Genomic DNA, 26594 nt, shown 5'->3' with positions numbered 1-26594 from the left:
AGCGGCGTATCTTAACCGACTTGGTCAAGGGCTGGCGTGAAGTCATGTTTATCGAGGGAAAAACGCGTGTGATATCATCCCCGCCTCACTGAATTGTGCGGATCACCATGAGCAGTCCTGAACCGAAAGCCCAGTCAACGCTGGCGATCTACTTCCGCCTATTGGCTTACGTGCGGCCTTATGCCGGTCTCTTCCTTCTCAGCATCGTCGGGTTTCTGATCTTCGCATCGACTCAGCCGATGCTCGCTTACATCCTTAAGTACTTTGTCGATGGTCTGGCCAATCCTGAAGCCAGTCTGTTTCCGGGCAACCCCTATCTGGGCAAATTGCAGTTGCTCCAAACCGTGCCGCTGATGATCGTCTTCATCGCTCTGTTGCAGGGTGTGGGGTCGTATCTGGGCAACTTCTTCCTGGCGCGGGTTTCACTGGGCCTGGTGCATGACCTGCGGGTCGTGCTGTTCAACAAATTGCTGGAGTTGCCTAACCGCTTCTTCGACAAGAACAACTCCGGCCATCTGATTTCCCGGATCACCTTTAACGTGACGATGGTCACCGGCGCGGCGACGGATGCGATCAAAGTGGTCATCCGTGAAGGCATGACCGTGATTTTCCTGTTCTGCACCCTGTTGTGGATGAACTGGAAACTCACCCTGGTGATGGTGGCCATCCTGCCGGTGATCGGCATCATGGTGAACAGCACCAGCAAGAAATTCCGCAAGCAAAGCAAAAAGATCCAGGTGTCGATGGGCAACGTTACGCACGTCGCTTCCGAGACGATCCATGGTTATCGCGTCGTGCGCAGCTTCGGCGGTGAAGTCTACGAGAAAAATCGCTTTCGCGACGCCAGCCAGAGCAACACCGACAAGCAACTGACGATGACCAAGACCGGCGCGGTTTACACGCCGATGCTGCAACTGGTGACTTACAGCGCCATGGCCGTGGTCATGTTCCTTGTGCTGTACCTTCGTGGTGACGCATCACCGGGTGATCTGGTGGCTTACATCACCATGGCCGGTCTGCTGCCCAAGCCTATCCGTCAGTTGTCCGAAGTCAGCTCGACCATCCAGAAAGGTGTGGCCGGTGCCGAGAGTATCTTCGAGCAGTTGGATGAGCCGGCTGAAGTGGATCAGGGCACGGTCGAGCGCGATCGTCTTGAAGGTCGACTGGAAGTGCGCAATCTCAGCTTCCAGTACCCGGACACCGACAAGCAGGTGCTCAACGACATCAGCTTTGTCGTGGAGCCAGGGCAAATGGTCGCATTGGTTGGCCGTTCGGGCAGCGGCAAGTCCACCCTTGCCGGGCTGATTCCGCGTTTTTATCAGCACGAACAGGGGCAGATTCTGCTCGATGGCGTCCAAGTGCAGGATTTCACCTTGCGCAGTCTTCGTCGTCAGATCGCTCTGGTAACCCAGGCGGTCACGCTGTTCAACGATACGGTGACCAACAACATCGCGTACGGCGATCTGGCGGGCGCGCCTTTCGAAGGGGTCAAGCGTGCCGCTTCCGAGGCCTATGCCGACGAGTTCATTGTCAAGATGCCGCAGGGCTACGAAACCATGGTTGGCGAGAACGGCGTGCTGCTTTCCGGCGGCCAGCGTCAGCGTATCGCCATCGCTCGTGCGCTTCTCAAGGACGCGCCGCTGTTGATACTCGATGAAGCCACTTCAGCCCTCGATACCGAGTCGGAGCGGCATATTCAGGCTGCGCTGGATCATGTGGTGCAGAACCGCACGACCCTGGTGATTGCGCACCGCCTGAGCACCATCGAGAAGGCTGACCTGATTCTGGTCATGGATGAAGGCCGGATCGTTGAACGCGGCACCCACGCACAACTGCTGGAGCAGAACGGCTATTACTCCCGTCTGCACGCCAAAGAGTTTGAAGAGGGTGATGAAATTCAGCCGGCCCACGCGACCAACGTATGTTGACGATGTTTCGCAGCTTTCGTGAACGTGGCTGGACGGAGATCGACCGGGACGCCTACGCCCGGGCATGGCAGCTTTTCGGTGGCAGCTTCGCGACGCATCCCGAGGTGGTCGAGCGTCTGTCGACGTTCGTGGGTATCGAACTGCGCTATCTGGGCTGGATCGTTGGCGGCGATGTTGTCGCCGCCATTCCCTGCTGGGGTCGGCATGTAGCTTTGTCCAAGGAAGTGCTCAAGCGCGAAGGCAAGCGCGGGTTGCTGGACATGGGCAATGCCGAAATCATTCTGCCGATCGCGCCCGATGTCGTCGTGCCGGTTCGCCAGCGCATGGCTTATGTCTCCCAGCTCAATGCCGAGCAGATCAGTACCTTGAAAGTGCAGCCGGAGGGCCTGGCCCTGGCCCGATTGCCGGAAGAGTATTCGAAGAAGTTCCGCTACAACCAGCGTCGCGAGCAGCGCTTGCTTGAAGAGGCGGGTGGTTCGCTGGTGCCGATGTCCGAGTTTTCTGCCCAAGAGCAGGCGCAGGCATACGCTGATCTGTTTCAGCGTCGCTGGGGCTTTGAAGTGCCGGGCAAGGCCGGGCTCGTAGAAGTCTTTACACTGTTGCGCGAATTCATGACGGGTTCCGTCGCCATGCTCGAATCGGCGCCGGTGGCCATTCAGGTGCTGTACCGCGTCGAGGCGCCGCAATGGGTTTCGCTGGAATACATCAATGGTGGCGTCGACCCGCAGAGTCGTGAGTTCAGCCCCGGTAGCGTACTGAGTTTCGTCAACACCCAGCAGGCCTGGGCAGACGCGCAGGCGCTGGGCAAGCCTTTGCGCTATTCATTCGGTCGTGCCGACCGTGAGTACAAGGATCGCTGGTGCCACACGGTGCCGGTCTACAAGGTCTGAATTGATGAGCGCTCGCAAGCAACAGCTACTCAAGGCCCACCGACGCAACAAGCGGATGTTCCTTGTCGCGTTCCTGGTTGCGCTGCTGGTGATCGGATTCCTGATCGGCTGGTGGCTGGTGCCGCTGTTGCTGGTGCTGGCCTGGGTTGCCCACGAGGCATGGTTTGCCGATCACTTGTTTTACCGGCCATCCGACGATTATCGATACGACTTTCCAGCGAATGCTGCGCGTCAGCAGGTAAGCCTGGACGGCGGCGTGGTGCGCCTGAACGGCCCGTTGGCGCAGGGCGAAACGCTCATTCTCGAGCTTGAATTGAAGTCCGGCTGGCTGGGGCGCTGGCTCGATCCTTACGTTCAGGTGGGTGATGATCGCCAGGACTTCGAACGTGGGGTCAAGGGGCGGCGTTTCCTGAATCTTTCCGGGCAGGCGGATACGCTAAGTCAAGGCGCGCTGACGCTGCGCGGCCGATATTGCGCGCTGGGTGCCACGGGCACGCTGTGGGTCATGGCCAATCCCGACTACACCCGTCAGCGCGTGATGGTCATTGCGCCCCATGCCGATGATGCGGAACTGGCTGCCTTCGGCCTCTACAGCCGCAGCGAAGACGTTAGCATCGTCACCCTGACCCAAGGCGAAATCGAGGCTGAAAACTTCCAGTCACTGGGCCTTGATCAAGCCGCGGCTGCCCGGCTGAAGGGGCGTTTACGCAGTTGGGACAGTCTCGTTATTCCTTTATGGGGCGGCGTACCGGCCGAGCGTTGCGTGCAATTGGGTTATTACTGCCTGCAATTGCCAGCGATGGCCGCAGAACCGGCCACGGCGTTCGGTTCCCGTGAGTCGCAGGAAAGCGATGTACGCAGTGTGCGCCGGCACAATCCGCTGACCTTGCCTGCCGACGCCGATGGGCAGCCGACCTGGCAGAATCTGGTCGCAGACGTGACCGCGCTGCTGGAACACTATCGTCCAGAGGTAGTGGTGACGCCGCATCCTGAGCTGGATCCGCATAGCGACCACGTTGCCTCCACCCAGGCACTGCTTGCGGCGATTGCCCTGAGCGACTGGAAACCCAAAACTTTGCTCATGTACGCCAACCACCTGCATGACAACGACCGCTGGCCGATGGGGCCTGCCGGTGCCGGTGTCGCGTTGCCGCCGGCCATCGAACCATTGCCGGCCGACCGCTTGTGGAGCCCGCTGCTTTCAGCGGACGTGCAACTGGACAAGGCCATGGCGTTGGCCATGGAGCACGACTTGCAGGGTGGGCAAGTGTTCAAGCGCCAACTGCGACGCTGGATCCAGCACGCTTTGGCGGGTCGTCGCTGGCCTGTCACGGGCAGTAACGAGTTTTTCCGCAAGGCTGTCCGGCGTCATGAGTTGTTCTGGGTGCGCGACCTTTCAGATTGAGGCGGACGGCGCTTTACCCTGTGTTAATATCGCGCCCCTGTTCATTTTGTATGTGGGTTGCTCCATGAAGTTGTCCATGCCGCGTTTCGATCAAGCCCCGGTCTTGGTAGTCGGCGATGTCATGCTCGACCGTTACTGGCATGGCGGAACCTCACGGATTTCCCCTGAGGCCCCGGTGCCGGTCGTTAAAGTCGAGCAAATCGAAGATCGTCCGGGCGGTGCCGCGAACGTTGCCTTGAACATTGCCGCGCTGGGTGCGCCGGCGTCCCTGGTCGGTGTGACCGGTGACGACGAAGCCGCCGACAGCCTGAGCAACAGCCTCAAGGGCGCGGGCGTACGAGCTTTGTTCCAGCGCATTGCGCATCAGCCAACCATCGTCAAGCTGCGGGTCATGAGCCGGCACCAGCAATTGCTGCGTATCGACTTCGAAGAACCGTTCGCCACCGACGCCCTGGCCCTTGGCTCGCAGGTCGATGACTTGCTCGAAGGCATCAAGGTGCTGGTGTTGTCCGATTACGGCAAAGGCGCGCTGAAAAACCACCAGGCATTGATCCAGGCGGCACGCGCGAAGAATATTCCGGTGCTGGCCGACCCGAAAGGCAAGGATTTCTCGATCTACCGTGGCGCGAGCCTGATCACCCCGAACCTCAGCGAATTCGAAGCCATCGTCGGTGGTTGTGTCGATGAGCACGAACTCGTCAGCAAGGGTGCGACGCTGATGCACGACCTCGAGCTCGGCGCTTTGCTGGTGACTCGCGGCGAGCATGGCATGACCCTGCTGCGTCCTGACCAGCCTGCGCTGCACCTGCCGGCCCGGGCCCGTGAAGTGTTCGACGTGACCGGTGCCGGTGACACAGTGATTTCCACCCTGGCGGCGGCCATTGCGGCGGGCGAGGATCTGCCTCATGCGGTGGCGTTGGCCAATCTGGCGGCAGGCATCGTGGTCGGCAAGCTCGGTACGGCGGCCATCAGCGCCCCGGAACTGCGTCGCGCCATTCAGCGTGAAGAAGGTTCCGAGCGTGGTGTATTGGGCCTGGAGCAGTTGCTGCTTGCGGTGGCCGATGCCCGCGCGCACAACGAAAAAATCGTGTTCACCAATGGCTGCTTCGACATCCTGCATGCCGGCCATGTGACCTATCTGGAACAGGCGCGGGCCCAGGGCGATCGCCTGATTGTCGCAGTCAACGACGATGCTTCGGTCAGCCGTCTGAAAGGGCCGGGGCGCCCGATCAACAGCGTCGACCGGCGCATGGCGGTTCTGGCCGGGCTTGGGGCGGTGGACTGGGTCATCAGCTTCCCTGAAGGCACCCCGGAAAATCTGTTGCGCGAGGTCAAACCGGACGTACTGGTCAAGGGCGGCGATTACGGGATCGAGCAAGTGGTCGGCGCTGACATCGTGACCGCTTATGGCGGCACCGTGAAAGTGCTGGGGCTGGTGGAAAACAGCTCGACAACTGCGATTGTCGAAAAAATCCGCAGTCGCTGATCAGATGGATTTTTACCGTTGTGTACTGCGTGTGAACGGATTTTGCCTTGGGGATCTAACCGTTTCCGTTGATGTTGGCAGGGTTGAATCCGATGCGCTTGCCTGCTTACGTCGCGTGGTCATTTAATTTATGAAAGTCATGCTCTTGGTGATGGACGAGCAGCGGGTCATTCTTGATCGGCTATACGACATCGTGCAGCAGAACTGTGATGAATGTGTCATCTACCGCTTGAGCAAGCAGCAACAGATGAACCTGGGGCCGTTTCTGGCGTCGGTCGATTACCAGGCTTTCGACCGTGTGGTGATCTTCTCCCGGGTCAAGCGCCTGGCCCCGCAACTGCGGGTGCTCAAGTGTATTCCCGGGCTGGTTTTTCTCGAACACGATGCCTACCAGAACTACATGCCGGCGAGTAAATACCGTGGCGTGTATTCGCGTCTCTACAGTCGTCTTCCGAGCTGTCGGGCGCTGGTTTCTGGAGCAGTAGTCGCGCGCAAGATGCTGGCTGAGGGCATCGACACGGTGTTCGTCTCCAAGGGTTACGACGAGCAGATGCTGCGCAACACCGGTGCCGAGCGCGACATTCCCATCGGTTTTCTCGGCAGCCTGAAAAGTACCGAGTACGCCCAGCGCAAGGCACTGCTCGAATCGCTCGCGCAGCGCACCGGTATGCTGGTGACGCGCACCAAATCGGGCGCGGAATATCTGGAAACGCTCAATCGCATCAAGATCTTCGTCAGTGCCGACATCGGCATGAACGAGTTCATGATCAAGAACTACGAAGCCATGGCCTGCGGTTGCGTGCTGCTGGCCTGGAGCCAGGGCGAAGAAGACCAGTTGCTCGGTTTCGAAGACATGCACAACACCGTGTTTTATCGCAGCGAAGACGAGGCAGTGGAAAAGATCAAACTGCTGCAGGGCGATCCGGAGCTGTCGCAGCGTATCGCCAGCAACGGTCAGGCGTTCGCGCAAAGTCGCTATTCCTTCGCCCGTGTCGGTCAGGCCCTCGCTACTGAAATCCAGCGCGAGATGCGCCCCTGGCAGTCGCCTTCGGCCTTCACACGGCTCTGGGTGAAACTGCGTTACGGCATGAAGGTGCCGGTCTGAATGATCGACGAACACATGGCGCTGGATGCGCTACCCGGCGGTGACCAGTCCGTTCTGGACGCGTTGCCAGAGCCATTGCGCGATTGCCTGAGCCGAGCGGCCCGGGTCGTACTGATTGCCAACAATCCGGCCATCACGGCGGCAGATTTTCAGGCGCTGAATATCAACGCCAACGACGTTGTCGTCAGCTTCAATACCTGCATCAAGGCGCCGCTGCTCAACTCGCGATGCGTGAATGTCTTCGTGCATGGCTATAACGCACCGGACGCCTATTTTTTTGGTCTGCCTTACGGCCCGGACGTGCAACGGTTGTTCGAGCGCGCGGGTGAGCGTTGTTTCACCATGCTGGTCGGCTGCGCCGCACCGATGTGTCCGTTGCCACGAGTGGCCATGTATTGGGATCGCATCCCGTTGCCGCCGCTGTGGAACTACCCGGTCGATCGGCCGGGCGGCAAGCGATACGTCGGGCCGTCCACCGGTTTCAACACGCTGGTGTTGTTTGACTGGTTGCGCGGACACGCCGGTTATACCTATCAGCTCATGACCCTGGGATTTTCCAACGAAGCGGGAAAACTGTGGGGTGGTCACGCGTGGGATTATGAGCGGGACTGGCTGCAGAAGTCCGACGTCATTGTGGTGCCTTTGCAACCCCGACGCTGGTGGCAAAAGCTGTTTCGCCAAAAATAAAAAGGTGCCGTTGAGTGTTGAAAATCGCCGTAGCTTTTTTCGGGATCCCGAGAAACTCGCAGATCTGCTTCCCCTCCATCGAACAGAACGTACTGGCGCAGTTGCCTGCGGGCAGCGACGTTAAGTGCTTCTATCACCTGTATAAAATCGATGAAGTGCAGAATGTGCGATCGGGAGAGAAGGGCGAGCTGGCGGCTGACAACTATCAGCCGTTCGAGTCGATGACCGGCGCGCTGACTTCGACCGAAGGCGTGCTGGATCGCTGGGACTTCGAACAGGTCAAAGCACAGGGCGATACCTGGGCCGATGACTATGCGTCGCTGCGCAACCTGATCTATCAGCTCAACTCATTGCACACCGTCACCACCATGATCGAAACCTTCAATCCGGATTTCGTCGTGTTCGTGCGCCCGGACAATTTCTTCCATAACCCGCTTCCCGGCTATGTGTTCAATCATGCAGAGGCCCGGCGGCACAATGCCTACATTCCGGACTGGCAGTGGTGGGGCGGCTTGAATGATCGCTTTGCCATTTGTGGGCGCGATACCTATCTCGCGTACGGCAAGCGGATCGAGCGCATCTTTGATTTTTGCAAGGCAACTGGACGCAAGCTGCATTCCGAGCGTTTGCTCAAGTACGCATTACTGGAGGCGGGCGCAAAAGTCTGCACGCTGCCGACCCAAGCCTCTCGGGTGCGAATCACCGGCGTTTTTGCCGAAGAATCGTTTTCGCCCAAGCGCGGCATGGGCAAGCGCGAAAACCGCTATTTCCATTTCTTCGCCACGTTGCGTACCTGGATGGATCGTCGGCGCTAATCGGCTATTTGCTCGCGCGTTTCTTGCCAATGCCAACCAGACTCAGCGCCTTCAGACTCAATTGCTTGAGTCCCGCGCGAGGGGGCTTCGCCGGTTGCAGGCCCTGTTGCACGAGCCAGTCCTTCCAGCGAATCCGCTCGTCGCGCACGACCCAGCCTTGCTGGGTCGCAAAGCTCTCGGCCAGGTAAAGTCCACGGGTGCTGGCCGGCAGGAGTTTGTCGCGTTTGAGGGTGTACAGCTCGGCCAGTGGCGCGCCGTCCTTGAGCGGCATCAAGTACAGGTCGGGGCGTTTGCGGTCGAGCCGCGCCACCAGTTGATCACCTTCCAGACGCTCATCGACGTGGAACAGGCTCAGGGATTTGGCTTCTTTGGGCACGTCCAGACGCAGGTCGTAGATCAATTGCAATGAAGCGGTCGGTAAATGGACATAGGCCTGCGGCCGCTCCTGCAATTGCAGATTGGCGCACCGCACCGGTCGTGCTGCGCCGGACAGTGGCGTCAGGCGAAACGGCAAGGCCTCGCGATAATGCAGCGCGGCCGAGTAGGGCGCCGGCAGCCAGGTGTCGTTGAAGCGCCCGCCGAGCCAGCCCTCCGGGGTTTCCAGCAAACACTCTTCGGCGATCTCTTGAATGGCCGTGTGCAGCGGAATATTCAGTTCGTGGGCCGGCACGTAACCGGAAATCAGCTTGAGCACCACATCGCCGCGATCCTGCCGCCGCTGACGCACCAACACCCAGTAATCGCGATTTTGCCAATGCAGGGTCAGGCGCACCGAAACCCCGAGATTGGCCAGCTCCAGCGAGAAGCGCTCGGCGTCCGCCACGCTGACCGGTTTACGTCGTTGCAAGGTCTGCGCGAAGTTCAGCGGCATGCCGACGCTCTGATAGGTCAGGCCTTCGGGCGTAGCTTCTACGTACAGGGGCAGGGTCTTGAAGTTGCTCGGGTTCTTTCTGATGAGCGTGCGCGGCATATCGGCTCCTGCTTAAGGCCGCGGGGCGGCGTCAGTGACCACGAAGGACCTGGGCAACGGTCGCAACGTTGTGGGCGAGGTGCAGCGGATTGATCGTTCCGACAATAGCACTGGCCACGCCAGGCTGGGCAAACAGCAACTCGAAGCTGGCGCGCACCGGGTCGACGCCTGGGCTCAGGCAAACGTGACCACTGGCCAGGGCTTTTTTCACCAGAATGGCTTTGCCGTGGGCAGCAGCATAGTCAATGACAGCTTTCTCGTTTTGTTCGTTCAGATTGTAGGTGACCATCGCACAGTCGCCTTGCTCCAGTGCTTTTAATCCGCCTTCGACGGTTTTGCCGGAAAAGCCGAAGCCGCGAATCTTGCCCTCAGCCTTGAGCGTCGCAAGTGTGGCGTAAACCTCCTCGTGCTCAAGGATGGCCATATCGTTGCCGTCGGAATGCACCAGCACCAGATCGATGAAATCCGTTTCCAGACGTTGCAGGCTGCGCTCCACCGACATCCGCGTGTGCGCTGCGCTGAAGTCATGGCGCGACAGGCCGTCGGCAAACTCTTCACCGACCTTGCTGACGATCACCCAGTCATTGCGCTGGCCGCGCAACAGCGGGCCGAGGCGCTCTTCGCTGCGACCGTAGGCCGGCGCGGTGTCGATCAGGTTGATGCCCATATCGCGGCTGAGCTTGAGTAGCCGGCGCGCTTCATCGTCATCGGGAATCTGAAAGCCGTTGGGGTATTTCACACCTTGGTCGCGGCCAAGTTTGACCGTGCCCAGGCCCAGTGGCGAAACCAACAGCCCGGTGCTGCCCAGCGGTCGGTGCAAGTCGTGCAGGGTCGCTATCGTCATGGCAGCAGTTGCTCCCAGGCAGGCACGCCCATCGGCGGTTTTGGCAGAGGTGGCAGTGGTGCAATGGCTTGCGGCTGGATGCCGTCGCGTTGCAAGGAGGCGATCACCCGATCAGCGAAGTCTGGTGCCAGTGCCAGTTTGGTTGGCCAGCCAACCAGCAAGCGCCCCTCTTCAGCGAGGAAGGCGTTGTCCGGGCGCGTCAGGCCGGTTTGCAGCGGCTCGGCACGGTCGACACGCAGGGTTGCCCATTGCGTGGTGCTGAGGTCGATCCATGGCAGCAACTGCGAGATTTCTTTTTGCGCGGTGGCGATCTGTTCGGCTGGCTCGCGGTTCACGCCTTCGCTTTCGGCAATGTCGCCGCCCATGTACCAGACCCACTGGCCATCAGCGGCCGGGTGGGTGGTGACGGTGATGCGCGGCTTGGTGCCGCCGCCCAGGCAGTGGGCGTAAAGCGGTTTCAGGCCCGGGCCCTTGGCGATGATCATGTGCAATGGGCGGCGTTGCATGGCCGGGTGACTCAGGCCCAGAGCGGTGAGCAGATCGGCAGTGCCGGCGCCGGCGCTGAGGACGATGCGCTGGGCGCGGATCTCGCGACCGTCGACTTTCAGGCCGACCAGCACGCCCGCTTCCAGCAGCGGCTCGATGGTTTGCCCGGCGAGCAATCCATCACCGGCCAGATCGGCCAGACGCTGGATCAGGCTCGGAACGTCGATCACCAGTTCGGCAAGACGATAGACCTTGCCCTTGAAGCGCTTGTCTTGCAGCGCCGGCGGCAATTGCTCGCCCTTGACCTGATCGACACGGCCACGCACGGCTTTACTGGCGAAGAAACTGGTGAGGTTGCCGGCGAGGGTGCCCGGCGACCACAGGTAATGCGCTTCGGAGAGCAGACGAACGCCGGAAAGATCCAGTTCGCCGTCGCCGGCAAGCGCTTCACGCCAGCGACGCGGCATGTCGGCGATGGCTTCCGAGGCGCCGGTCAGCGCACCGTGCAACGCGTACTTGGCGCCGCCGTGGATGATGCCTTGTGATTTCACACTCTGCCCGCCGCCGAGGCTGGCGCTTTCCACCAGCACGGTCGAAAAACCCTGGCGGCGCAGGCGCGCGTTCAGCCAGAGGCCGGCAACACCAGCGCCGACAATCAGAACGTCGGTGGAAATAACGGATGGCATGCAACGACCTCAGTGTTCAAGACGAGGGCGCAGTATACAGACTCGGGAAAGAGGCGGATTTGTCGATGATCAACAGAGCTGACGCAAAACCAAATGTGGGAGCGAGCTTGCCCGTTAGTGCCCGGCGGTTTTCGAGAACAGCTGGATAACTACAACACCCAGAACAATCAACGCCATCCCCAGCATCGCCGGGATATCCAGTTTCTGCCCATATATAAACAGCGCCGCAACGCTGACCATCACGATGCCCATCCCGGCCCACACCGCGTAAGCGACGCCCACCGGCACCGTGCGCACCACCAGCGTCAGCATCCAGAAGGCGATCCCGTAGCCGACGATCACCAGCAGCAGTGGCAGCGGTGTGCTGAAACCTTTGACGGCTTTCATCGAAACGGTGGCGATCACTTCGGCGCAAATGGCGATAGCCAGGTAGGCGTAGGCGTTCATGGTTCAAATCCTCATGTAAAACGTTGCTTTCTGAGCCGGCATTTTAGAGACTCACCAGATGGGGTAAAGTCATTACCTATCTGTTTTGAAGATGGGTTGGTAAGCCAGCATGCAGTGGAATCTTGATCAGCTACGGGTATTTGTCGATGTCGCCGAACAGCGTTCGTTCTCCGCCGTCGCACGCCAGCAACGCAAGGCGCAGTCGGCGATCAGCAGCGCCATCGCCATGCTCGAAGACGATCTGGGTGTGAGCCTTTTCGAGCGTAGCAGCGGCCGCCAGCCGAGCCTCACCGAAGCGGGTGATGCGTTGCTGGAAGAGGCACGCGAAGTCTTGCGCCAATGCGAGCGCCTGAACGGTCGGGCGATGGCGATGATGCGCGGCCAGGAAGCGCAATTGCGTGTGGCGCAGGATGAAGCCATGCCCTATCAGGCGCTGGTGGAAAGTTTTGGCGCGCTGGCCGAGCAATTTCCCAGTCTGGAGTTGCAACTGACCAGCGCTGCCCAAGGTGAAGTTTCACGCAAACTGGTCGAACGTCGCGCCGATCTCGGGCTGCTGTTCTATCACGATGAAATCCCCGAGGCGCTGGAGCGGCGGGTGCTGGGCAGCGTGGAAATGGTCACCGTCTGCGGCATCAATCATCCGTTGGCGACTCAGCCCTACGTCACCTGCCAGCAACTAGCACAACACCGGCAATTGCTGATGTCCACGCAAACCAGCGTTTATCCTGGCAACGAGCCGGCCAGCCCGCAGGTGTGGCGCGCCGACAGTTTCTACGTGATGGCCGAATGGCTGGTGCGGGATCTTGGCTGGGCGTGGCTGCCTCGGCATGTGGTGCAGTATTCGGCGTATCAGGGCTTGATGGTCGAGCTCGACAGCGAATGGACGCCGCCGGCGCTGGTGGTGGAACTGGTCTGGCGCCGCGACGAGCCGCTCGGCCCGGCCGCCCGCTGGCTGGCAGAACGTTTTGCCGTGCACTTGCAGGCGATCGGCGACAAAAGTCGATAAACTCCGGCGCCATGAATAGAACTCTCTACACCGCGCTGTTTTACCTGGGGCTGCCATTGGTGGCGATTCGGCTGTGGCTGCGGGCGCGCAAGGCGCCGGCGTATGCCAAACGGATTGGCGAACGTTTCACTTATGGCATGCCGACACTGCAACCCGGCGGCATCTGGGTACATGCGGTATCGGTGGGCGAAAGCATTGCCGCGGCGCCGATGATTCGCGCCTTGCTGCAACGTTATCCACAGCTGCCGATCACCGTGACCTGCATGACCCCAACCGGCTCGGAGCGGATTCACGCACTGTTCGCCGACGAGCCGCGCATCCAGCATTGCTACCTGCCGTACGACTTGCCGTGCGCGGCGGCGCGGTTTCTTGATCGCGTGCAGCCGAAGCTCGCGGTGATCATGGAAACCGAGCTCTGGCCCAACCACATTCACCAATGTGCCAAGCGCGGCATTCCGGTGGCGCTGGCCAACGGTCGATTGTCCGAACGCTCAGCCAAGGGCTACGGCCGCTTCAGCAAACTGACCGCGCCGATGCTTGCCGAGATGAGTTTTTTCGCCGTGCAGACCGAAACCGAAGCGCAGCGTTTCCGCGATCTCGGCGCACGTTCTGAGACTGTCGAAGTCACCGGCTCGATCAAGTTCGACCTGACCATCGACCCGCAACTGCTGCAACGCGCCGCTGAACTGCGTGGCCAATGGCAGGCGCAGGAGCGTCCGGTATGGATCGCCGCGAGCACCCACGAAGGTGAGGACGAAGTGGTGCTGAATGCCCATCGTCGACTGCTGACCAACTACCCGAATGCGCTGTTGATTCTGGTGCCGCGTCATCCGGAGCGCTTCAACTCGGTGTTCGAACTGTGCCAACGTGAAGGTTTTGCCACCGTGCGCCGTTCGACCGGCGCTAACGTTGCGGCTGAAACATCTGTTCTGCTCGGCGACACCATGGGCGAATTGCTGTTTCTGTATGCCTTGGCGGACAGCGCTTTTGTCGGCGGCAGCCTGGTGCCGAACGGCGGGCACAACCTGCTGGAGCCGGCAGCCCTGGCGAAACCGGTGCTCAGCGGCCCGCACCTGTTCAACTTCCTCGACATCGCCGCGCAATTGCGCGAAGCCGGGGCATTGGTCGAGGTGGATGATGCTGAAGGGCTGGCGGTGGAAGTGCAGCGCTTGTTCGAACTGCCACGTGATGCGCAGCGCATGGCTGAGGCTGGGCTGGCGGTGATGCGCCGCAATCAGGGCGCTTTGCAGCGATTGCTGGATGGGTTGGGCAGGTTGATCAAGTAGTCAGTAGCAAAGCAAAAAGATCGCAGCCTTCGGCGGCTCCTACAGAGAATTTATGTAGGAACCGCCGAAGGCTGCGATCTTTTGCTTTTAAGGCTTAAGGCCGCGCCCTGAGCTGCGCCTCGGCAGCCTTGGCCAGATCCGGCGGCAGGAAGTCTTTGTCCGGGTTGTAGTCGGCTTTCAGATAACGCGCCAGATCCTGCAAGTCGCCCGGGTTCAACGTGCCGGCGGCTTGCTTCAAGCGCAGGTTGTCGAGGATGTAGTCGTAGCGGGTATTGTTGTAATTGCGCACCGAAGAGTACAGCTGACGCTGCGCATCGAGCACGTCGACGATGTTGCGGGTACCCACCTGATAGCCGATTTCCGTGGCTTCCACCGCGCTCTGGTTGGAGATGATCGACTGGCGGCGCGCCTGCACCTGTTCGACGTCGGTGTTCACCGCGCGGTGCAGGTTGCGGGTGTTTTCCACCACTTGCCGACGCAGGCCTTCGCGCTGCTGTTCGGTTTGATCGAGGCGCGAGTAGGACTCGCGCACCTGCGAGCTGGTCAGCCCGCCGCTGTAGATCGGGATGTTCAGTTGCAGTCCCAGCGTGCTCTGTTCGACGTTGCCACGGTAGGGCGTGCCGAAGGCGTTCGGGTTGGCGAAACCGAGGGCGTCGTTGTCACCCTTTTCGTATTTGGCCACGGCGTCGAGGGTCGGCAAATGGCCGGCCTTGCGCTGCTTCAAGGTCTGTTCGGCCGAGCTGACGGCATAGTTGCTAGCCAGCAGATTGAGGTTCTGTTTTGCTGCGGTGTCGACCCAGGCCTTGGCGTCGTTCGGTGCGGGCGGCAGGATCGGCAGCGTGTGCACGATGCCCTGAATCGCGTTGTACTGACGGTTGGTCAGGGTGATCAGCGCTTCGAACGCATCATCAACCTGACGCTGCGCGACGATCCGGTTGGCCCGCGCGGTGTCGTAACTGGCTTGCGATTGCAGCACATCGGTCTTGTCCGACAGGCCGACATCAAAGCGCTCGTTGGACTGGTCGAGCTGACGCTTGAACGCCGCTTCTTCAGCCTTGGTCGAGGCTAGATTGTCCTGGCTGCGCAGCACGTTGAAGTAGCTTTCGGCCGATTGCAGGATCAGGTTCTGCTCGGTAGCCGACAGTTGCAACGCGGCTTGCTCATTGACGTCTTTGGCGGCCTGGAACTGGAACCAGCGATCGGCGCGGAACAGCGGTTGGGCAAGGGTTGCCTGATAGGAATGCGCACTGCGGTTGGCAATGGCCGAAGGCTGGTCGATCGAGGTGCGTACGTCGGCGACTTCGGCGCCGCCGGACAGGTTCGGCAGCAAGCCGGCGCGGGCCTGCGGCACCACTTCTTTCTGCGCGCCATACTGGGCGCGGGCGGCGGCCAGATCGGCGTTGTTGTCGACCGCTTCCTGATAGACGCTGACCAGATCGGTTTTGCTCGACAAGGGCGCTTCTGCTGCCCAGGCCATTGCGTTGGACGCACAAGACACGGCAAGAGCCAGTGAAAGTTTGCGCAGCATGAGGCGATCCCTAGCATGAATATTATGGAAATAATGTGCGCGCCAAGGCTACGGCGCAGCCCCTGCAGCGTCAAGGCGCAGCGGGGCAAGGCGAGTGTAGTTGCGCATTGAAGCGGCAACAATCCTGCAAGTCCTGCCAATTGCGCCATTCATCATGGTGTTTGCCGCGGTGTTGGCGTTCTTTGCCGGTTGTGTCTAGACTGGCCGGGTTCTTGTCGGGGTGCCTTGCTATGAGGCTGAGATCGAATAATTTCGGATCCCGTTGAACCTGATCAGGTTAGCGCCTGCGTAGGGAACAAGATTTCTCGTCACCCGGCGAGTCCTCTTGTGCTTCGTCCGGGAAATTGTTCGACAATCGAACGCTCGGCGACGATGCACAGCACCAGTCCTGGTGCGTCCGTGCCTTTCAGGTTCTGCTCCGACAATCCACTGCCTGGATGCTGTCTGGAGAGCCCGTGATGACTACAAAATCTAAAAACGCGATCAACCTGAGCGATTCGGCCAAGGTCGACGAACAATCGGTCAAGCCGTTCACCCGTTCGCAAAAAGTCTACGTTCAGGGTTCTCGCCCGGACATCCTCGTGCCGATGCGCGAAATCAGCCTCGACGTGACCCCGACCGACTTCGGCGGCGAGATCAACGCGCCGGTCGTCGTGTACGACACCTCAGGCCCGTACACCGATCCCAACGTCATCATCGACGTGCGCAAAGGCTTGGGCGATGTGCGCTCGGCGTGGATCGAATCCCGTGGTGATACCGAGCGCCTGCCTGGCTTGAGTTCCAATTTTGGCCAGGAACGCCTGGCTGACGCCGAGCTGACCAAGCTGCGTTTCGCCCACGTCAACAACCCGCGCCGCGCCAAGGCAGGGGCCAACGTCAGCCAAATGCACTATGCACGCAAGGGCATCATTACCGCCGAGATGGAATACGTCGCCATCCGCGAAAACATGAAGCTCGAAGTGGCTCGCGCCGCCGGGCTGCTGGACCAGCAACACGCCGGGCACAGCTTCGGCGCCAGCGTGCCGAAAATCATCACCCCTGAATTCGTCCGTGAAGAAATTGCCCGTGGCCGCGCCATCATTCCGGCCAACATCAACCACACCGAACTGGAACCGATGATCATCGGCCGTAACTTCCTGGTGAAGATCAACGGCAACATCGGCAACAGCGCACTGGGTTCGTCCATCGAAGAAGAAGTGGCGAAACTGACTTGGGGCATTCGCTGGGGTTCGGACACGGTCATGGACTTGTCCACCGGCAAACACATTCACGAAACCCGCGAGTGGATCATCCGCAACTCGCCAGTGCCGATCGGTACCGTGCCGATTTACCAGGCTCTGGAAAAAGTCGGCGGCGCTGCTGAAGACCTGACCTGGGAGCTGTTCCGCGACACGCTGATCGAGCAGGCGGAGCAGGGCGTCGACTACTTCACCATCCACGCTGGCGTGTTGTTGCGCTACGTGCCGCTGACCGCCAAACGCGTGACCGGCATTGTTTCCCGTGGCGGCTCGATCATGGCCAAGTGGTGCCTGGCACACCACAAAGAGAACTTCCTCTACACCCACTTCGATGAAATCTGCGAAATCATGAAGGCCTACGACGTCAGCTTCTCGCTGGGCGATGGTCTGCGTCCGGGGTCGATTGCCGACGCCAACGACGAAGCGCAGTTCGGCGAACTGGAAACCCTCGGCGAGCTGACCAAAATCGCCTGGAAGCACGACGTGCAGTGCATGATCGAAGGCCCGGGCCACGTGCCGATGCAGTTGATCAAAGAGAACATGGACAAGCAGCTGGAGTGCTGCGACGAGGCGCCGTTCTACACCCTCGGCCCGCTGACCACTGACATCGCGCCGGGCTATGACCACATCACTTCCGGCATCGGTGCGGCGATGATCGGCTGGTTCGGTTGCGCCATGCTCTGCTACGTGACGCCGAAGGAACACTTGGGTCTGCCGAACAAGGATGACGTGAAGACCGGGATCATCACCTACAAGATCGCCGCTCACGCAGCGGATTTGGCCAAAGGTCACCCGGGCGCGCAGATCCGCGACAACGCCTTGAGCAAGGCGCGTTTTGAGTTCCGCTGGGAAGACCAGTTCAACCTCGGTCTGGACCCGGACACCGCCCGTTCGTATCACGATGAAACCCTGCCCAAGGACTCGGCCAAGGTCGCGCATTTCTGTTCGATGTGCGGGCCTAAATTCTGCTCGATGAAGATCACTCAGGAAGTCCGCGAATACGCGGCCAACCAGCGGATCGACGCAGTCGACGTGGACGTCGCCCAAGGCCTGGCGGAACAGGCCGAGCGGTTCAAGAAGGAAGGCAGTCAGCTGTACAAAAAAGTCTGATCTGGTTTTCACTGATCGTTCCCACGCTCTGCGTGGGAATGCAGCCCGTGACGCTCCGCGTCACTGGACGCAGAGCGTCCCTAGAGGCATTCCCACGCGGAGCGTGGGAACGATCACAATGACAAAAAATATTCCTCTGAGATAACACCCTTGAGCATTCAACCCGGCACGTATTCCCCCGACCTCGCCATACCCGCCGACAGGCGTGTGTTCGGCGGTCGTGATCTGTTTTCCCTGTGGTTCTCTCTCGGTATCGGCCTGATGGTGCTACAGACCGGTGCGCTGCTGGCGCCGGGTCTGGGCCTGTCCGGTTCGCTGCTGGCGATTTTCCTCGGCACGCTGGTCGGCGTTTTACTGCTGGCCGCCGTCGGCGTGATCGGCAGCGACACCGGCCTGTCGTCGATGGCCGCGCTCAAACTCAGCCTCGGCAGCAAAGGCGCAAGCCTGCCGGCGCTGCTCAATCTGCTGCAACTGATCGGTTGGGGTTCGTTCGAAATCATCGTCATGCGCGATGCCGCCAGCCTGCTTGGCACTCGCGCATTCAGTGAAGGTTCGCTGTGGTCGAACCCGGTGTTGTGGACGCTGTTCTTCGGCGCGCTGGCCACTTTGCTCGCTGTTAGCGGCCCGCTGACGTTCGTCCGCCAGATCCTGCGCAAATGGGGCATCTGGCTGCTGTTGGCGGCGTGCCTCTGGCTCACTTGGAACCTGTTCGCCAAGGCTGATCTGGCTGCTCTGTGGGCACGCGCCGGTGATGGTTCGATGCCGTTCGCCGTGGGCTTCGACATTGCTATCGCGATGCCGCTGTCGTGGCTGCCGCTGATCGCCGACTATTCGCGATTCGGCAAACGGGCGAAGAATGTGTTCGGTGGCACAGCGATCGGTTTCTATATCGGCAACTTCTGGCTGATGAGCCTTGGCGTGGCGTACACCCTCGCGTTTGCGCCGAGCGGTGAAGTCAATGCGCTGCTGCTGGCCCTGGCCGGTGCCGGTCTGGGCATTCCGCTGCTGCTGATTCTGCTCGACGAGTCGGAAAACGCTTTTGCCGATATTCACTCGGCGGCGGTGTCCAGCGGGATTCTGTTGCGCTTGAAAGTCGAGCATCTGGCCTTGGCCATCGGCGTGATCTGCACGCTGATCGCACTGCTGGCGCCGTTGGCGCAGTACCAGAATTTCCTGCTGCTGATCGGTTCGGTGTTTGCGCCGCTGTTCGGCGTGGTGCTGGTGGATCACTTCATTCTGCGTAAACGCAGCGGTCAGGTCGCATCAGCCGCGTTGCGCTGGCCGGCGTTGTTGGCGTGGCTGGGTGGAGTCAGCACCTACCATTTGCTGGCGAATCTGTATCCGGATGTCGGCGCAACCCTGCCGGCGCTGGTGCTGGCAGGGCTGCTGCAGTTCGTGCTCGGTCGTGCCTTCAGTTACGGCCGGGGAACAGCTCAGGCTTGAGAATGCCGTTCAGGCGCGGGTAAGGAATCTTCAGTTCGACGTGGCCCAGCGCGTAAGGCGCGATGGTGCTCACTTCGTACTTGAGGACCACCGCGCCGTAGGTCAGTGCCACGTTCGGGGTTTTCTTGAACGGCCAGCTCGAAACGAACTCCGCTTCCTGATCGAGCTTGGTGCTGATCAACCAGCTGTTATGCGCAACCTGCGCTGCCTTCCAGAATGCGTCTTCCTGACCCGGCATCAACATGTCGGACAGGTTCAGCACTTTGTGCTGCTGGCGCGAATAGTTGATGAAGCCACGACCCGGTGTGCCGTGGGCGCCGCCGGTGTCGAGGTAGCTCGACAATTCGATGATCACCAAGCCGTCATGCTGCTCGCGTACTTTCGCTTGCAGGTAGCTGCTGTTGCGCGGGCCGGCGTTCGCCAGAAACTGCTCGCGATAGGCCGCCAGCGTCGGCGCCACCGGTGCGTTCGCCTCGGTGCGGGTCATTTGCAGCAGGCGTTTTTCGATGATGCCATCCAGAGCAGGTTCTGCCGGGAAGCGCAGGGTGTCGATATTCACCAGTGGGCAGTCAGGGTTGGAGCAGCCGGTTTTCAGCTGCTCCGACGCATCGCGGGTGGTTTCCAGCGGCGTACGGTAGTTGGGCTGGAACAGGCTCGCACACGCGCCCAGGGTCAGGGCGATGGCGGCCACGGAGGCAATTTTGAAAAGCGACATGGGCGTCCTTTCTGAAACAGGGGAAGGCAAAAAGTTACCGCTTCGACTCTCAACGAAGCAGTCAGTTCGCCACTAAGCTAATTAGAGTGGGTTTCGCCTCCACCGTCCATCCCGCTGACGGTAAAGGGGCTGCATCAATCGGTGCGGGCGCGTTAGGATGGCGCGAAGTCGAGGTTGCAAGTAACAAACAGGAACCTCGTAACGGATTTGCAGTAAAGAGGATGCTCATGACTGACTTTGCCAACGCCATTCCGACCGCCGTCGATATCGTGCGGCGTGAAAAATGCTACGAGGGTTTTTACAAACTCGACCGCGTGCACCTGCGCCATGAGTTGTTTGCTGGCGGCATGAGCCGCGAAATCAACCGCGAAGTGTTCGTGCGCCACGATGCCGTGTGCATGTTGCCTTACGATCCGCAGCGTGACGAAGTGGTACTGATCGAGCAGTTTCGCGTCGGCGCCATGGGCAAGGCTGACAATCCCTGGCTGGTCGAACTGGTCGCCGGTCTGATCGATAAGGACGAAGAGCCGGAAGAAGTTGCTCACCGCGAGGCGCAGGAGGAAGCTGGGCTGGACATCAAGGCCCTGTGGCCGATGACCAAATATTTCCCGTCGCCGGGCGGCAGCAACGAGTTCGTGCATTTGTATCTGGGGCGTTGCAGCACTGATGGCGTCGGCGGCCTGCATGGGCTAGAGGAAGAGGCCGAAGACATCCGCGTCACGGTCTGGGCGTTCGAAGATGCCCTGCAAGCCGTACGTGACGGACGTATTGCCAACGCGGCGAGCATCATCGCTTTGCAGTGGCTGGCGCTGAACCGCGCCGAAGTGAGGGGGTTATGGTCGTAAACAAGCTGCGCGATCGTTATCGAGTCGACCTCGCGGGGCTGCAAGCCGCCTGCGAGGCCAACTACGCGCGCCTGATGCGACTGTTGCCGGACATGCGCAACGAACCCGAGGCGCGGCGCATCGCCGTGACCCAGGGCGAGCAGATGCTTGGCGTGCTGGCCCTCGAAGTGCTGCAAACCTGCCCGTACACCACCACGCTGCAAGTGCGTCAGGAACACAGCCTGCCTTGGCTGCCGGTGCCGCAGCTGGAAGTGCAGGTTTATCACGACGCGCGGATGGCCGAGGTGATCAGCGCCGAACATGCACGACGCTTTCGCGGCATCTATCCTTACCCGAACGCCGCGATGCATCAGCCCGATGAAAAAGCTCAGCTCAATCTGTTCCTGGGGGAATGGCTGAGTCATTGTCTGGCGTTGGGGCACGAGTACGAAGTCGTACGCTAGTTGTGAACTGCGTCCGGTTCCTCGGTTTCCCCTTTCAGTGATCCCCCAGCATAATTGCGGCACTTGACCGATTCCGTGCTTTTGCCTTGGGAGAACGCCTTGCCGAGCGTATCCACGTTGACCACCGCCGATCCGGCGCTGCTGGTGCAGTTGTCCGACAGCCATCTGTTCGCTGAAGCGGACGGCACCTTGCTGGGTATGAATACTCGGGAGAGCCTGCAGAAGGTCATTGAGTTGGTGCTGGCGCAGCAGCCGCAGATTGATCTGATGCTGGCCACCGGCGATATCTCGCAGGACGGCACCCTCGAGTCGTATCAGCAGTTTCGTGAAATGAGCGGGCAGATCGATGCGCCGGCGCGCTGGATTCCCGGCAATCACGATGAGCCGCAGATCATGGCGGTGGCGGCAGTGCAGAGTGCGCTGCTGGAGTCGGTGGTCGATGTCGGCAACTGGCGCGTGACCTTGCTCGACTCGGCTGTGCCGGGTTCAGTGCCGGGATATCTTCAAGACGATCAATTGCAGTTGCTGGCCCGCTCGTTGAGCGAAGCGCCCGAGCGCCATCATCTGGTGTGCTTCCATCATCATCCGGTGTCGATTGGTTGCCCGTGGATGGAGCCGATTGGCCTGCGCAATCCCGAGGCGTTTTTCGAAGTGCTGGATCGTTTTCCACAGGCGCGGGCGGTGTTGTGGGGGCATGTGCATCAGGAGATCGACCGCGAGCGCAATGGCGTGCGCTTGATGGCATCGCCGTCGACCTGCATTCAGTTCGAACCGGGCAGTGAAGACTTCATGGTCGGCGAACAGGCGCCGGGGTATCGCTGGTTACGGCTTTTGCCGGATGGGCGGCTGGAAACCGGTGTTGAGCGCGTGACCGGTTTTGCTTTTACCGTTGATTACGGGTCTGACGGTTACTGATTGCCAATCAAAAGCCCCTCACCCCAGCCCTCTCCCGGAGGGAGAGGGGGCCGACCGAGGTGTCTGGCGTTATCCATCGACCTGAGCGATTGTGTCGATTGTGGATTCGGCGAAGCTCTTTCAGGTCGGCGTACTTCTGAAATATCCCCCATTCGGTCCCCTCTCCCTCCGGGAGAGGGCTAGGGTGAGGGGCTTTCTCCCTGTAAACTCCGCTATCTTTCGCCGACACTCAGGGAGCTCAAATGTCTGGTTCGATCCTCTATATCCACGGTTTCAACAGCGCCCCGGCCTCGAAAAAGGCCTGTCAGCTGGTCGCGGTGATGGAGCGGCTGGGCTTGAGCGATCAACTGCGTGTTCCCGCCCTGCATCACCATCCGCGCGAAGCCATCGGTCAGTTGGAGCAAGCGATTGCCGAACTGGGCCGGCCGCTGCTGGTGGGAAGCTCACTCGGCGGCTACTATGCGACTCACTTGGCCGAGCGCCATGGCCTCAAAGCCCTGCTGGTCAACCCGGCCGTCAGTCCGCACCGGATGTTCGACGGTTATCTGGGGACGCAGAAAAACCTGTACACCGATGAAGCCTGGGAATTGACCCTCGACCACGTAACGGCCCTGGCCGAACTGGAAGTGCCGGCGCCCCAGGATGCGCTGCGCTATCAGGTATGGTTGCAGACCGGCGATGAAACACTGGATTATCGCCTCGCCCAGCAGTATTACCGCGCCTGTGCCTTGCGCATTCAGGCTGGCGGTGATCACAGTTTTCAAGGTTTTGCCGGGCAATTGCCGGCGTTGCTGAGTTTTGCCGGCATTGGCGCCGATGTGTATCAGGCAATCGATTTCACCGCACTGTGATGTCTTGCCCCTATTTCATGAATGACTGACGACGAGACCCTATGGCCACTCCCAGCGCTAGCTCTTATAACGCCGACGCCATCGAAGTCCTCTCGGGCCTCGACCCGGTGCGTAAACGCCCCGGCATGTACACCGACACCAGTCGGCCGAACCACCTCGCTCAGGAAGTCATCGACAACAGCGTCGACGAAGCCCTGGCCGGCCACGCCACATCGGTGCAGGTCATCCTGCACGCCGACCACTCGCTGGAAGTCAGCGACGACGGCCGTGGCATGCCGGTCGACATCCACCCGGAAGAGGGCGTGTCGGGCGTCGAACTGATCCTCACCAAGCTCCATGCGGGTGGCAAGTTTTCCAACAAGAACTACCAGTTCTCCGGCGGTCTGCACGGGGTAGGTATTTCCGTGGTCAACGCCTTGTCGACTGAAGTCCGGGTGCGTGTAAAACGTGACGGCAACGAATACCAGATGACCTTCAACGACGGCTTCAAGGCCTCGGAGCTGGAAATCGTCGGCACGGTCGGCAAGCGCAACACCGGCACCAGCGTGTACTTCGCGCCGGATCCGAAGTATTTCGATTCACCGAAATTCTCCATCAGCCGCCTCAAGCACGTGCTCAAGGCCAAGGCTGTGCTGTGCCCGGGGCTGCTGGTCAGCTTCGAAGACAAAGGCACTGGCGAGAAAGTCGAGTGGCATTACGAAGACGGCCTGCGTTCCTATCTGGTCGACGCAGTCAGTGAGTTCGAACGTCTGCCAGATGAACCGTTCTGCGGCGCTTTCGCCGGCAATAAAGAAGCCGTCGACTGGGCGCTGCTGTGGCTGCCGGAAGGTGGCGACGCGGTGCAGGAAAGCTACGTCAACCTGATTCCGACGGCTCAGGGTGGTACCCACGTCAACGGCTTGCGTCAGGGCCTGCTCGATGCGATGCGCGAGTTCTGCGAATTCCGCAGCCTGCTGCCGCGCGGCGTGAAGCTGGCGCCGGAAGACATCTGGGAACGCATCGCCTTCGTCCTGTCGATGAAGATGCAGGAGCCGCAATTCTCCGGCCAGACCAAAGAGCGCTTGTCGTCCCGCGAAGCGGCGGCGTTCGTTTCCGGCGTGGTCAAGGACGCGTTCAGCCTGTGGCTCAACGCCAACCCGGAAACCGGTCTGGCGCTGGCGGAACTGGCGATCAATAACGCCGGCCGTCGTCTCAAGGCGAGCAAGAAAGTCGAGCGCAAGCGTGTCACCCAGGGGCCGGCACTGCCGGGCAAACTGGCCGACTGCGCCGGGCAGGACCCGATGCGCTCCGAGCTGTTCCTGGTCGAAGGTGATTCCGCCGGCGGTTCCGCCAAGCAAGCGCGGGACAAAGAGTTCCAGGCGATCCTGCCGTTGCGCGGCAAGATCCTCAATACCTGGGAAGTCGACGGCAGCGAAGTGCTCGCCAGCCAGGAAGTGCACAACATTGCCGTGGCCATCGGTGTCGATCCGGGCGCGGCCGACATGAGCCAGCTGCGCTACGGCAAGATCTGCATCCTCGCCGACGCCGACTCCGACGGTCTGCACATCGCGACACTGCTCTGCGCGCTGTTCGTCCAGCATTTCCGCCCGCTGGTGGATGCCGGCCACGTCTATGTCGCAATGCCGCCGCTGTACCGCATCGACCTTGGCAAAGAGATCTACTACGCCCTCGACGAAGCCGAACGCGACGGGATTCTTGACCGTCTGGTGGCCGAGAAGAAGCGCGGCAAGCCGCAGGTCACCCGATTCAAAGGTCTGGGTGAAATGAACCCACCGCAGTTGCGTGAAACCACCATGGACCCGAACACCCGGCGTCTGGTGCAACTGACGCTGGGCGAAGATTTCGCCGAAACCTCGGAAATGATGGACATGCTGCTGGCGAAGAAACGCGCCGGTGACCGCAAGACCTGGCTCGAATCCAAAGGCAACCTCGCCGAGGTGCTGGCCTGATGCGGTTTGGCTGGGCCTTGGCGGGTGTGTTGCTGCTGAGTTCGATGACCGTGTTGGCAGAGCCAGCGCCGGAACTGCGGGTGCTGTCCGAGCATCCGGTCGACGGCATGCGCGGCGGCAACCTGTCGGGGCTGGCCTTGTGCGGCACCGAACTGTGGACGGTGTCGGATCGCGATGACGATCAGATCTACCGGCTCAACACTGCTGATCAGGTCTGGCAGGCCGAAACCGTGCACATTGATGTGCCGAAAGTACCCGACAGCGGCTTGCCCTGGGGCCTGAGTTCGCGCACATGGGCGGCATCGTTCATCCGTGGCGGCGATCTGGATTTCGAAGGCATCAGCTGCGACAGCGCTGGCAATCGCTATATCGTCAGCGAAGCCCATGCAGCCGTTTTGCAGGTGCCGGTCAGCGGCCCGGCCAACTGGCTGAAGATCTCGCCGATGTTGGTTCGCGAAGCGCGGGCCAGCGGCATGCTCCTGCATTTCAACGCGATTTTGGAAGGCCTGGCGATCAACCCGGCAGGCGATCAGATGTGGCTGGCCGCCGAACGGCAAAGCCGTGGCCTGCTGAAGATCAAGCGCCAGCAGACGGTGTGGGATTGCGACGGTCGCTGCGTGCTGCTCAGTGAGGGCGGCAAGGAGATGCAGCCGTCGCAGTTCCCCAAGGCCAAAGCGGTTCATCGGGACTTTTCCGACCTTTCGTTGTTCAACGGCAAACTGTTTACCCTGGAACGCAACGCTTTCCAGATTTGTCGCCGTGATGCGCAGACAGCCAAGGTCGAGCGTTGCTGGTCGTATGCCGCCGAACTGTTGCAGGCAAACCGCCGTTACGCGCAGAACTACGGGCTGGAAGAGGCACTGATCGTTGATGCTGAAGGTGCGTGGATCGGCGTCGACAACAATTTTGGTCCGCGTGCCGACGGTGAAGTCCGGCCGGTTATCTGGCGCTTCGCTGCCCCTGAAGGTGGCTGGAGCGCCAAACCATGAGCCAGCAACCACCGGGTAAACGCGCCGGTCGGGTGCTGATGATTCTGGCGTGGTGTGCTGCACTTTTTCTGGCCACACGGTTTTTCGGCCAGTGGGAACAACGCCAGCAGAATCCGAACGTCGTCGTGAGTTCGGAGCAGGGCGAAGGCTTTATTGAAGTGAAGCTGGCGAGCAATGCCCAAGGGCATTTTGTCGCCAGCGGCCAGATCAACGGTGAGCCGGTGGAGTTCATGCTCGACACCGGCGCGACCGATGTGGCGATCCCGGCGGATCTGGCCAAACGCTTGAAACTGGAAGAAGGTTTCGGTGTGACCCTGAGCACGGCCAATGGCCTGAGCCAGGGCTATCGGACAAAAATTGCCCGCCTGCAACTGGGCGACATCGTGCTGCGGGATGTTCGCGCACTGGTGGCGCCGGGGCTGCATGGTGATCAGGTGCTGCTCGGCATGAGCGCCCTGAACAAACTTGAATTTACTCAGCGCGGTGGCACCATGCTGCTGCGCCAGACAACGAACCGATGAGGCCTG

At 60.6% G+C, this 26594-nt stretch carries 24 protein-coding genes and 1 riboswitch; of the genes, 18 read left to right on the top strand and 6 right to left on the bottom strand.

Annotation, left to right across the window (positions count from 1 at the left end):
- Nucleotides 1–107: 107 nt before the first annotated feature.
- The 7 genes from msbA to IAI51_RS07730 all read left to right on the top strand — a co-directional run bounded on the left by msbA (nt 108) and on the right by IAI51_RS07730 (nt 8316).
- Nucleotides 108–1928: a lipid A export permease/ATP-binding protein MsbA gene (gene msbA / locus IAI51_RS07760; RefSeq protein ID WP_187677925.1), complete on the top strand. Its 1821-nt coding sequence runs from the start codon at nt 108–110 to the stop codon at nt 1926–1928.
- Nucleotides 1922–2818 (top strand): GNAT family N-acetyltransferase, encoded by an 897-nt coding sequence (locus IAI51_RS07755; protein ID WP_187677924.1) that lies wholly within the window; start codon nt 1922–1924, stop codon nt 2816–2818. Before msbA ends, IAI51_RS07755 begins: the two co-directional genes overlap by 7 nt.
- A 4-nt stretch (nt 2819–2822) precedes the next feature.
- On the top strand, nt 2823–4223 hold the full coding sequence (locus tag IAI51_RS07750; protein ID WP_187677923.1) for a PIG-L deacetylase family protein: 1401 nt from the start codon (nt 2823–2825) through the stop codon (nt 4221–4223).
- A 64-nt stretch (nt 4224–4287) separates the two neighbouring features.
- Nucleotides 4288–5709, top strand: a complete 1422-nt coding sequence (gene hldE, locus IAI51_RS07745) for a bifunctional D-glycero-beta-D-manno-heptose-7-phosphate kinase/D-glycero-beta-D-manno-heptose 1-phosphate adenylyltransferase HldE (protein WP_187677922.1) — start codon at nt 4288–4290, stop codon at nt 5707–5709.
- A 130-nt stretch (nt 5710–5839) separates the two neighbouring features.
- A complete protein-coding gene (locus tag IAI51_RS07740; RefSeq protein ID WP_187677921.1) occupies nt 5840–6814 on the top strand; it encodes a glycosyltransferase in 975 nt (324 codons plus the stop codon).
- Nucleotides 6815–7501, top strand: a complete 687-nt coding sequence (locus IAI51_RS07735; protein ID WP_187677920.1) for a hypothetical protein — start codon at nt 6815–6817, stop codon at nt 7499–7501. It abuts the gene before it with no gap.
- Between the two features lie 14 nt (nt 7502–7515).
- The gene (locus tag IAI51_RS07730; RefSeq protein WP_187677919.1) at nt 7516–8316 is read left to right on the top strand and encodes a hypothetical protein; all 801 of its coding nucleotides are present in this window, start codon (nt 7516–7518) and stop codon (nt 8314–8316) included.
- A 4-nt stretch (nt 8317–8320) separates the two neighbouring features.
- Here IAI51_RS07730 and IAI51_RS07725 read toward each other — a convergent pair whose 3' ends face one another.
- The 4 genes from IAI51_RS07725 to IAI51_RS07710 all read right to left on the bottom strand — a co-directional run bounded on the left by IAI51_RS07725 (nt 8321) and on the right by IAI51_RS07710 (nt 11749).
- The gene (locus tag IAI51_RS07725; RefSeq protein WP_187677918.1) at nt 8321–9286 is read right to left on the bottom strand and encodes a metal ABC transporter ATPase; all 966 of its coding nucleotides are present in this window, start codon (nt 9284–9286) and stop codon (nt 8321–8323) included.
- Between the two features lie 31 nt (nt 9287–9317).
- Nucleotides 9318–10130 carry an aldo/keto reductase gene (locus IAI51_RS07720; RefSeq protein ID WP_187677917.1) on the bottom strand — a complete coding sequence of 271 codons (813 nt, stop codon included), beginning with the start codon at nt 10128–10130 and terminating at the stop codon, nt 9318–9320.
- Nucleotides 10127–11302: an NAD(P)/FAD-dependent oxidoreductase gene (locus tag IAI51_RS07715; RefSeq protein ID WP_187677916.1), complete on the bottom strand. Its 1176-nt coding sequence runs from the start codon at nt 11300–11302 to the stop codon at nt 10127–10129. Before IAI51_RS07715 ends, IAI51_RS07720 begins: the two co-directional genes overlap by 4 nt.
- 114 nt (nt 11303–11416) lie before the next feature.
- A complete protein-coding gene (locus IAI51_RS07710) occupies nt 11417–11749 on the bottom strand; it encodes a DMT family transporter (RefSeq protein ID WP_187677915.1) in 333 nt (110 codons plus the stop codon).
- A 109-nt stretch (nt 11750–11858) separates the two neighbouring features.
- On the opposite strand from IAI51_RS07710, the gene IAI51_RS07705 reads away from it, so the two are divergent.
- Both IAI51_RS07705 and waaA read left to right on the top strand, forming a co-directional pair.
- A complete protein-coding gene (locus IAI51_RS07705; protein ID WP_187677914.1) occupies nt 11859–12755 on the top strand; it encodes a LysR family transcriptional regulator in 897 nt (298 codons plus the stop codon).
- Between the two features lie 11 nt (nt 12756–12766).
- Nucleotides 12767–14041, top strand: coding sequence for a lipid IV(A) 3-deoxy-D-manno-octulosonic acid transferase (waaA, locus tag IAI51_RS07700; RefSeq protein WP_187677913.1), 1275 nt, complete (start codon nt 12767–12769; stop codon nt 14039–14041).
- A 94-nt stretch (nt 14042–14135) separates the two neighbouring features.
- On the opposite strand, the gene IAI51_RS07695 is transcribed toward waaA, so the two are convergent.
- On the bottom strand, nt 14136–15569 hold the full coding sequence (locus IAI51_RS07695) for a TolC family outer membrane protein (RefSeq protein ID WP_187677912.1): 1434 nt from the start codon (nt 15567–15569) through the stop codon (nt 14136–14138).
- A gap of 206 nt (nt 15570–15775) precedes the next feature.
- Nucleotides 15776–15881, top strand: a riboswitch (TPP riboswitch).
- A gap of 146 nt (nt 15882–16027) precedes the next feature.
- Here IAI51_RS07695 and thiC point away from each other — a divergent pair.
- A complete protein-coding gene (gene thiC, locus IAI51_RS07690) occupies nt 16028–17917 on the top strand; it encodes a phosphomethylpyrimidine synthase ThiC (RefSeq protein WP_187677911.1) in 1890 nt (629 codons plus the stop codon).
- A 150-nt stretch (nt 17918–18067) separates the two neighbouring features.
- A complete protein-coding gene (cytX, locus tag IAI51_RS07685) occupies nt 18068–19360 on the top strand; it encodes a putative hydroxymethylpyrimidine transporter CytX (RefSeq protein WP_187677910.1) in 1293 nt (430 codons plus the stop codon).
- On the opposite strand, the gene IAI51_RS07680 is transcribed toward cytX, so the two are convergent.
- Complete coding sequence (locus IAI51_RS07680; protein WP_187677909.1) at nt 19329–20075, bottom strand: RsiV family protein; 747 nt, start codon at nt 20073–20075, stop codon at nt 19329–19331. The two genes, cytX and IAI51_RS07680, sit on opposite strands and share 32 nt — an antisense overlap.
- Before the next feature lie 227 nt (nt 20076–20302).
- Here IAI51_RS07680 and IAI51_RS07675 point away from each other — a divergent pair, with 227 nt between their 5' ends.
- The 7 genes from IAI51_RS07675 (at nt 20303) to IAI51_RS07645 (ending at nt 26588) form a co-directional block, all read left to right on the top strand.
- Nucleotides 20303–20920, top strand: coding sequence for an NUDIX domain-containing protein (locus tag IAI51_RS07675; protein ID WP_187677908.1), 618 nt, complete (start codon nt 20303–20305; stop codon nt 20918–20920).
- A complete protein-coding gene (locus IAI51_RS07670) occupies nt 20911–21363 on the top strand; it encodes a DUF1249 domain-containing protein (RefSeq protein ID WP_187677907.1) in 453 nt (150 codons plus the stop codon). Before IAI51_RS07675 ends, IAI51_RS07670 begins: the two co-directional genes overlap by 10 nt.
- A 99-nt stretch (nt 21364–21462) precedes the next feature.
- Nucleotides 21463–22278 carry a 3',5'-cyclic-AMP phosphodiesterase gene (cpdA, locus tag IAI51_RS07665; RefSeq protein WP_187677906.1) on the top strand — a complete coding sequence of 272 codons (816 nt, stop codon included), beginning with the start codon at nt 21463–21465 and terminating at the stop codon, nt 22276–22278.
- A gap of 242 nt (nt 22279–22520) precedes the next feature.
- Nucleotides 22521–23129 (top strand): YqiA/YcfP family alpha/beta fold hydrolase, encoded by a 609-nt coding sequence (locus tag IAI51_RS07660; protein WP_187677905.1) that lies wholly within the window; start codon nt 22521–22523, stop codon nt 23127–23129.
- Between the two features lie 41 nt (nt 23130–23170).
- Nucleotides 23171–25078, top strand: coding sequence for a DNA topoisomerase IV subunit B (parE, locus tag IAI51_RS07655; protein WP_187677904.1), 1908 nt, complete (start codon nt 23171–23173; stop codon nt 25076–25078).
- Nucleotides 25078–26067 carry an esterase-like activity of phytase family protein gene (locus IAI51_RS07650; protein ID WP_187677903.1) on the top strand — a complete coding sequence of 330 codons (990 nt, stop codon included), beginning with the start codon at nt 25078–25080 and terminating at the stop codon, nt 26065–26067. The genes parE and IAI51_RS07650 overlap by 1 nt, the downstream gene beginning before the upstream one ends.
- Entirely contained in the window at nt 26064–26588 is a 525-nt protein-coding gene (locus IAI51_RS07645) for a TIGR02281 family clan AA aspartic protease (protein ID WP_103304644.1), read from the top strand. The genes IAI51_RS07650 and IAI51_RS07645 overlap by 4 nt, the downstream gene beginning before the upstream one ends.
- Nucleotides 26589–26594: the final 6 nt, after the last annotated feature.

It is taken from the genome of Pseudomonas sp. N40(2020) (assembly GCF_014472415.1).
In the GTDB taxonomy this organism is placed as follows: Bacteria; Pseudomonadota; Gammaproteobacteria; order Pseudomonadales; family Pseudomonadaceae; genus Aquipseudomonas.
The sequence above is the reverse complement of the archived record's forward strand: the minus strand, read 5'-3'. Positions and strand labels throughout refer to the sequence as shown.

What these genes read in the sequence shown, in the direction of transcription:
- msbA (WP_187677925.1), top strand. Translation starts at nt 108, where the DNA reads ATGAGCAGTCCTGAACCGAAAGCCCAGTCAACGCTGGCGATCTACTTC.
- IAI51_RS07755 (WP_187677924.1), top strand. Translation starts at nt 1,922, where the DNA reads ATGTTGACGATGTTTCGCAGCTTTCGTGAACGTGGCTGGACGGAGATC.
- IAI51_RS07750 (WP_187677923.1), top strand. Translation starts at nt 2,823, where the DNA reads ATGAGCGCTCGCAAGCAACAGCTACTCAAGGCCCACCGACGCAACAAG.
- hldE (WP_187677922.1), top strand. Translation starts at nt 4,288, where the DNA reads ATGAAGTTGTCCATGCCGCGTTTCGATCAAGCCCCGGTCTTGGTAGTC.
- IAI51_RS07740 (WP_187677921.1), top strand. Translation starts at nt 5,840, where the DNA reads ATGAAAGTCATGCTCTTGGTGATGGACGAGCAGCGGGTCATTCTTGAT.
- IAI51_RS07735 (WP_187677920.1), top strand. Translation starts at nt 6,815, where the DNA reads ATGATCGACGAACACATGGCGCTGGATGCGCTACCCGGCGGTGACCAG.
- IAI51_RS07725 (WP_187677918.1), bottom strand. Translation starts at nt 9,286, where the DNA reads ATGCCGCGCACGCTCATCAGAAAGAACCCGAGCAACTTCAAGACCCTG.
- IAI51_RS07720 (WP_187677917.1), bottom strand. Translation starts at nt 10,130, where the DNA reads ATGACGATAGCGACCCTGCACGACTTGCACCGACCGCTGGGCAGCACC.
- IAI51_RS07715 (WP_187677916.1), bottom strand. Translation starts at nt 11,302, where the DNA reads ATGCCATCCGTTATTTCCACCGACGTTCTGATTGTCGGCGCTGGTGTT.
- IAI51_RS07710 (WP_187677915.1), bottom strand. Translation starts at nt 11,749, where the DNA reads ATGAACGCCTACGCCTACCTGGCTATCGCCATTTGCGCCGAAGTGATC.
- IAI51_RS07705 (WP_187677914.1), top strand. Translation starts at nt 11,859, where the DNA reads ATGCAGTGGAATCTTGATCAGCTACGGGTATTTGTCGATGTCGCCGAA.
- waaA (WP_187677913.1), top strand. Translation starts at nt 12,767, where the DNA reads ATGAATAGAACTCTCTACACCGCGCTGTTTTACCTGGGGCTGCCATTG.
- IAI51_RS07695 (WP_187677912.1), bottom strand. Translation starts at nt 15,569, where the DNA reads ATGCTGCGCAAACTTTCACTGGCTCTTGCCGTGTCTTGTGCGTCCAAC.
- thiC (WP_187677911.1), top strand. Translation starts at nt 16,028, where the DNA reads ATGACTACAAAATCTAAAAACGCGATCAACCTGAGCGATTCGGCCAAG.
- IAI51_RS07680 (WP_187677909.1), bottom strand. Translation starts at nt 20,075, where the DNA reads ATGTCGCTTTTCAAAATTGCCTCCGTGGCCGCCATCGCCCTGACCCTG.
- IAI51_RS07675 (WP_187677908.1), top strand. Translation starts at nt 20,303, where the DNA reads ATGACTGACTTTGCCAACGCCATTCCGACCGCCGTCGATATCGTGCGG.
- IAI51_RS07670 (WP_187677907.1), top strand. Translation starts at nt 20,911, where the DNA reads ATGGTCGTAAACAAGCTGCGCGATCGTTATCGAGTCGACCTCGCGGGG.
- IAI51_RS07660 (WP_187677905.1), top strand. Translation starts at nt 22,521, where the DNA reads ATGTCTGGTTCGATCCTCTATATCCACGGTTTCAACAGCGCCCCGGCC.
- parE (WP_187677904.1), top strand. Translation starts at nt 23,171, where the DNA reads ATGGCCACTCCCAGCGCTAGCTCTTATAACGCCGACGCCATCGAAGTC.
- IAI51_RS07650 (WP_187677903.1), top strand. Translation starts at nt 25,078, where the DNA reads ATGCGGTTTGGCTGGGCCTTGGCGGGTGTGTTGCTGCTGAGTTCGATG.
- IAI51_RS07645 (WP_103304644.1), top strand. Translation starts at nt 26,064, where the DNA reads ATGAGCCAGCAACCACCGGGTAAACGCGCCGGTCGGGTGCTGATGATT.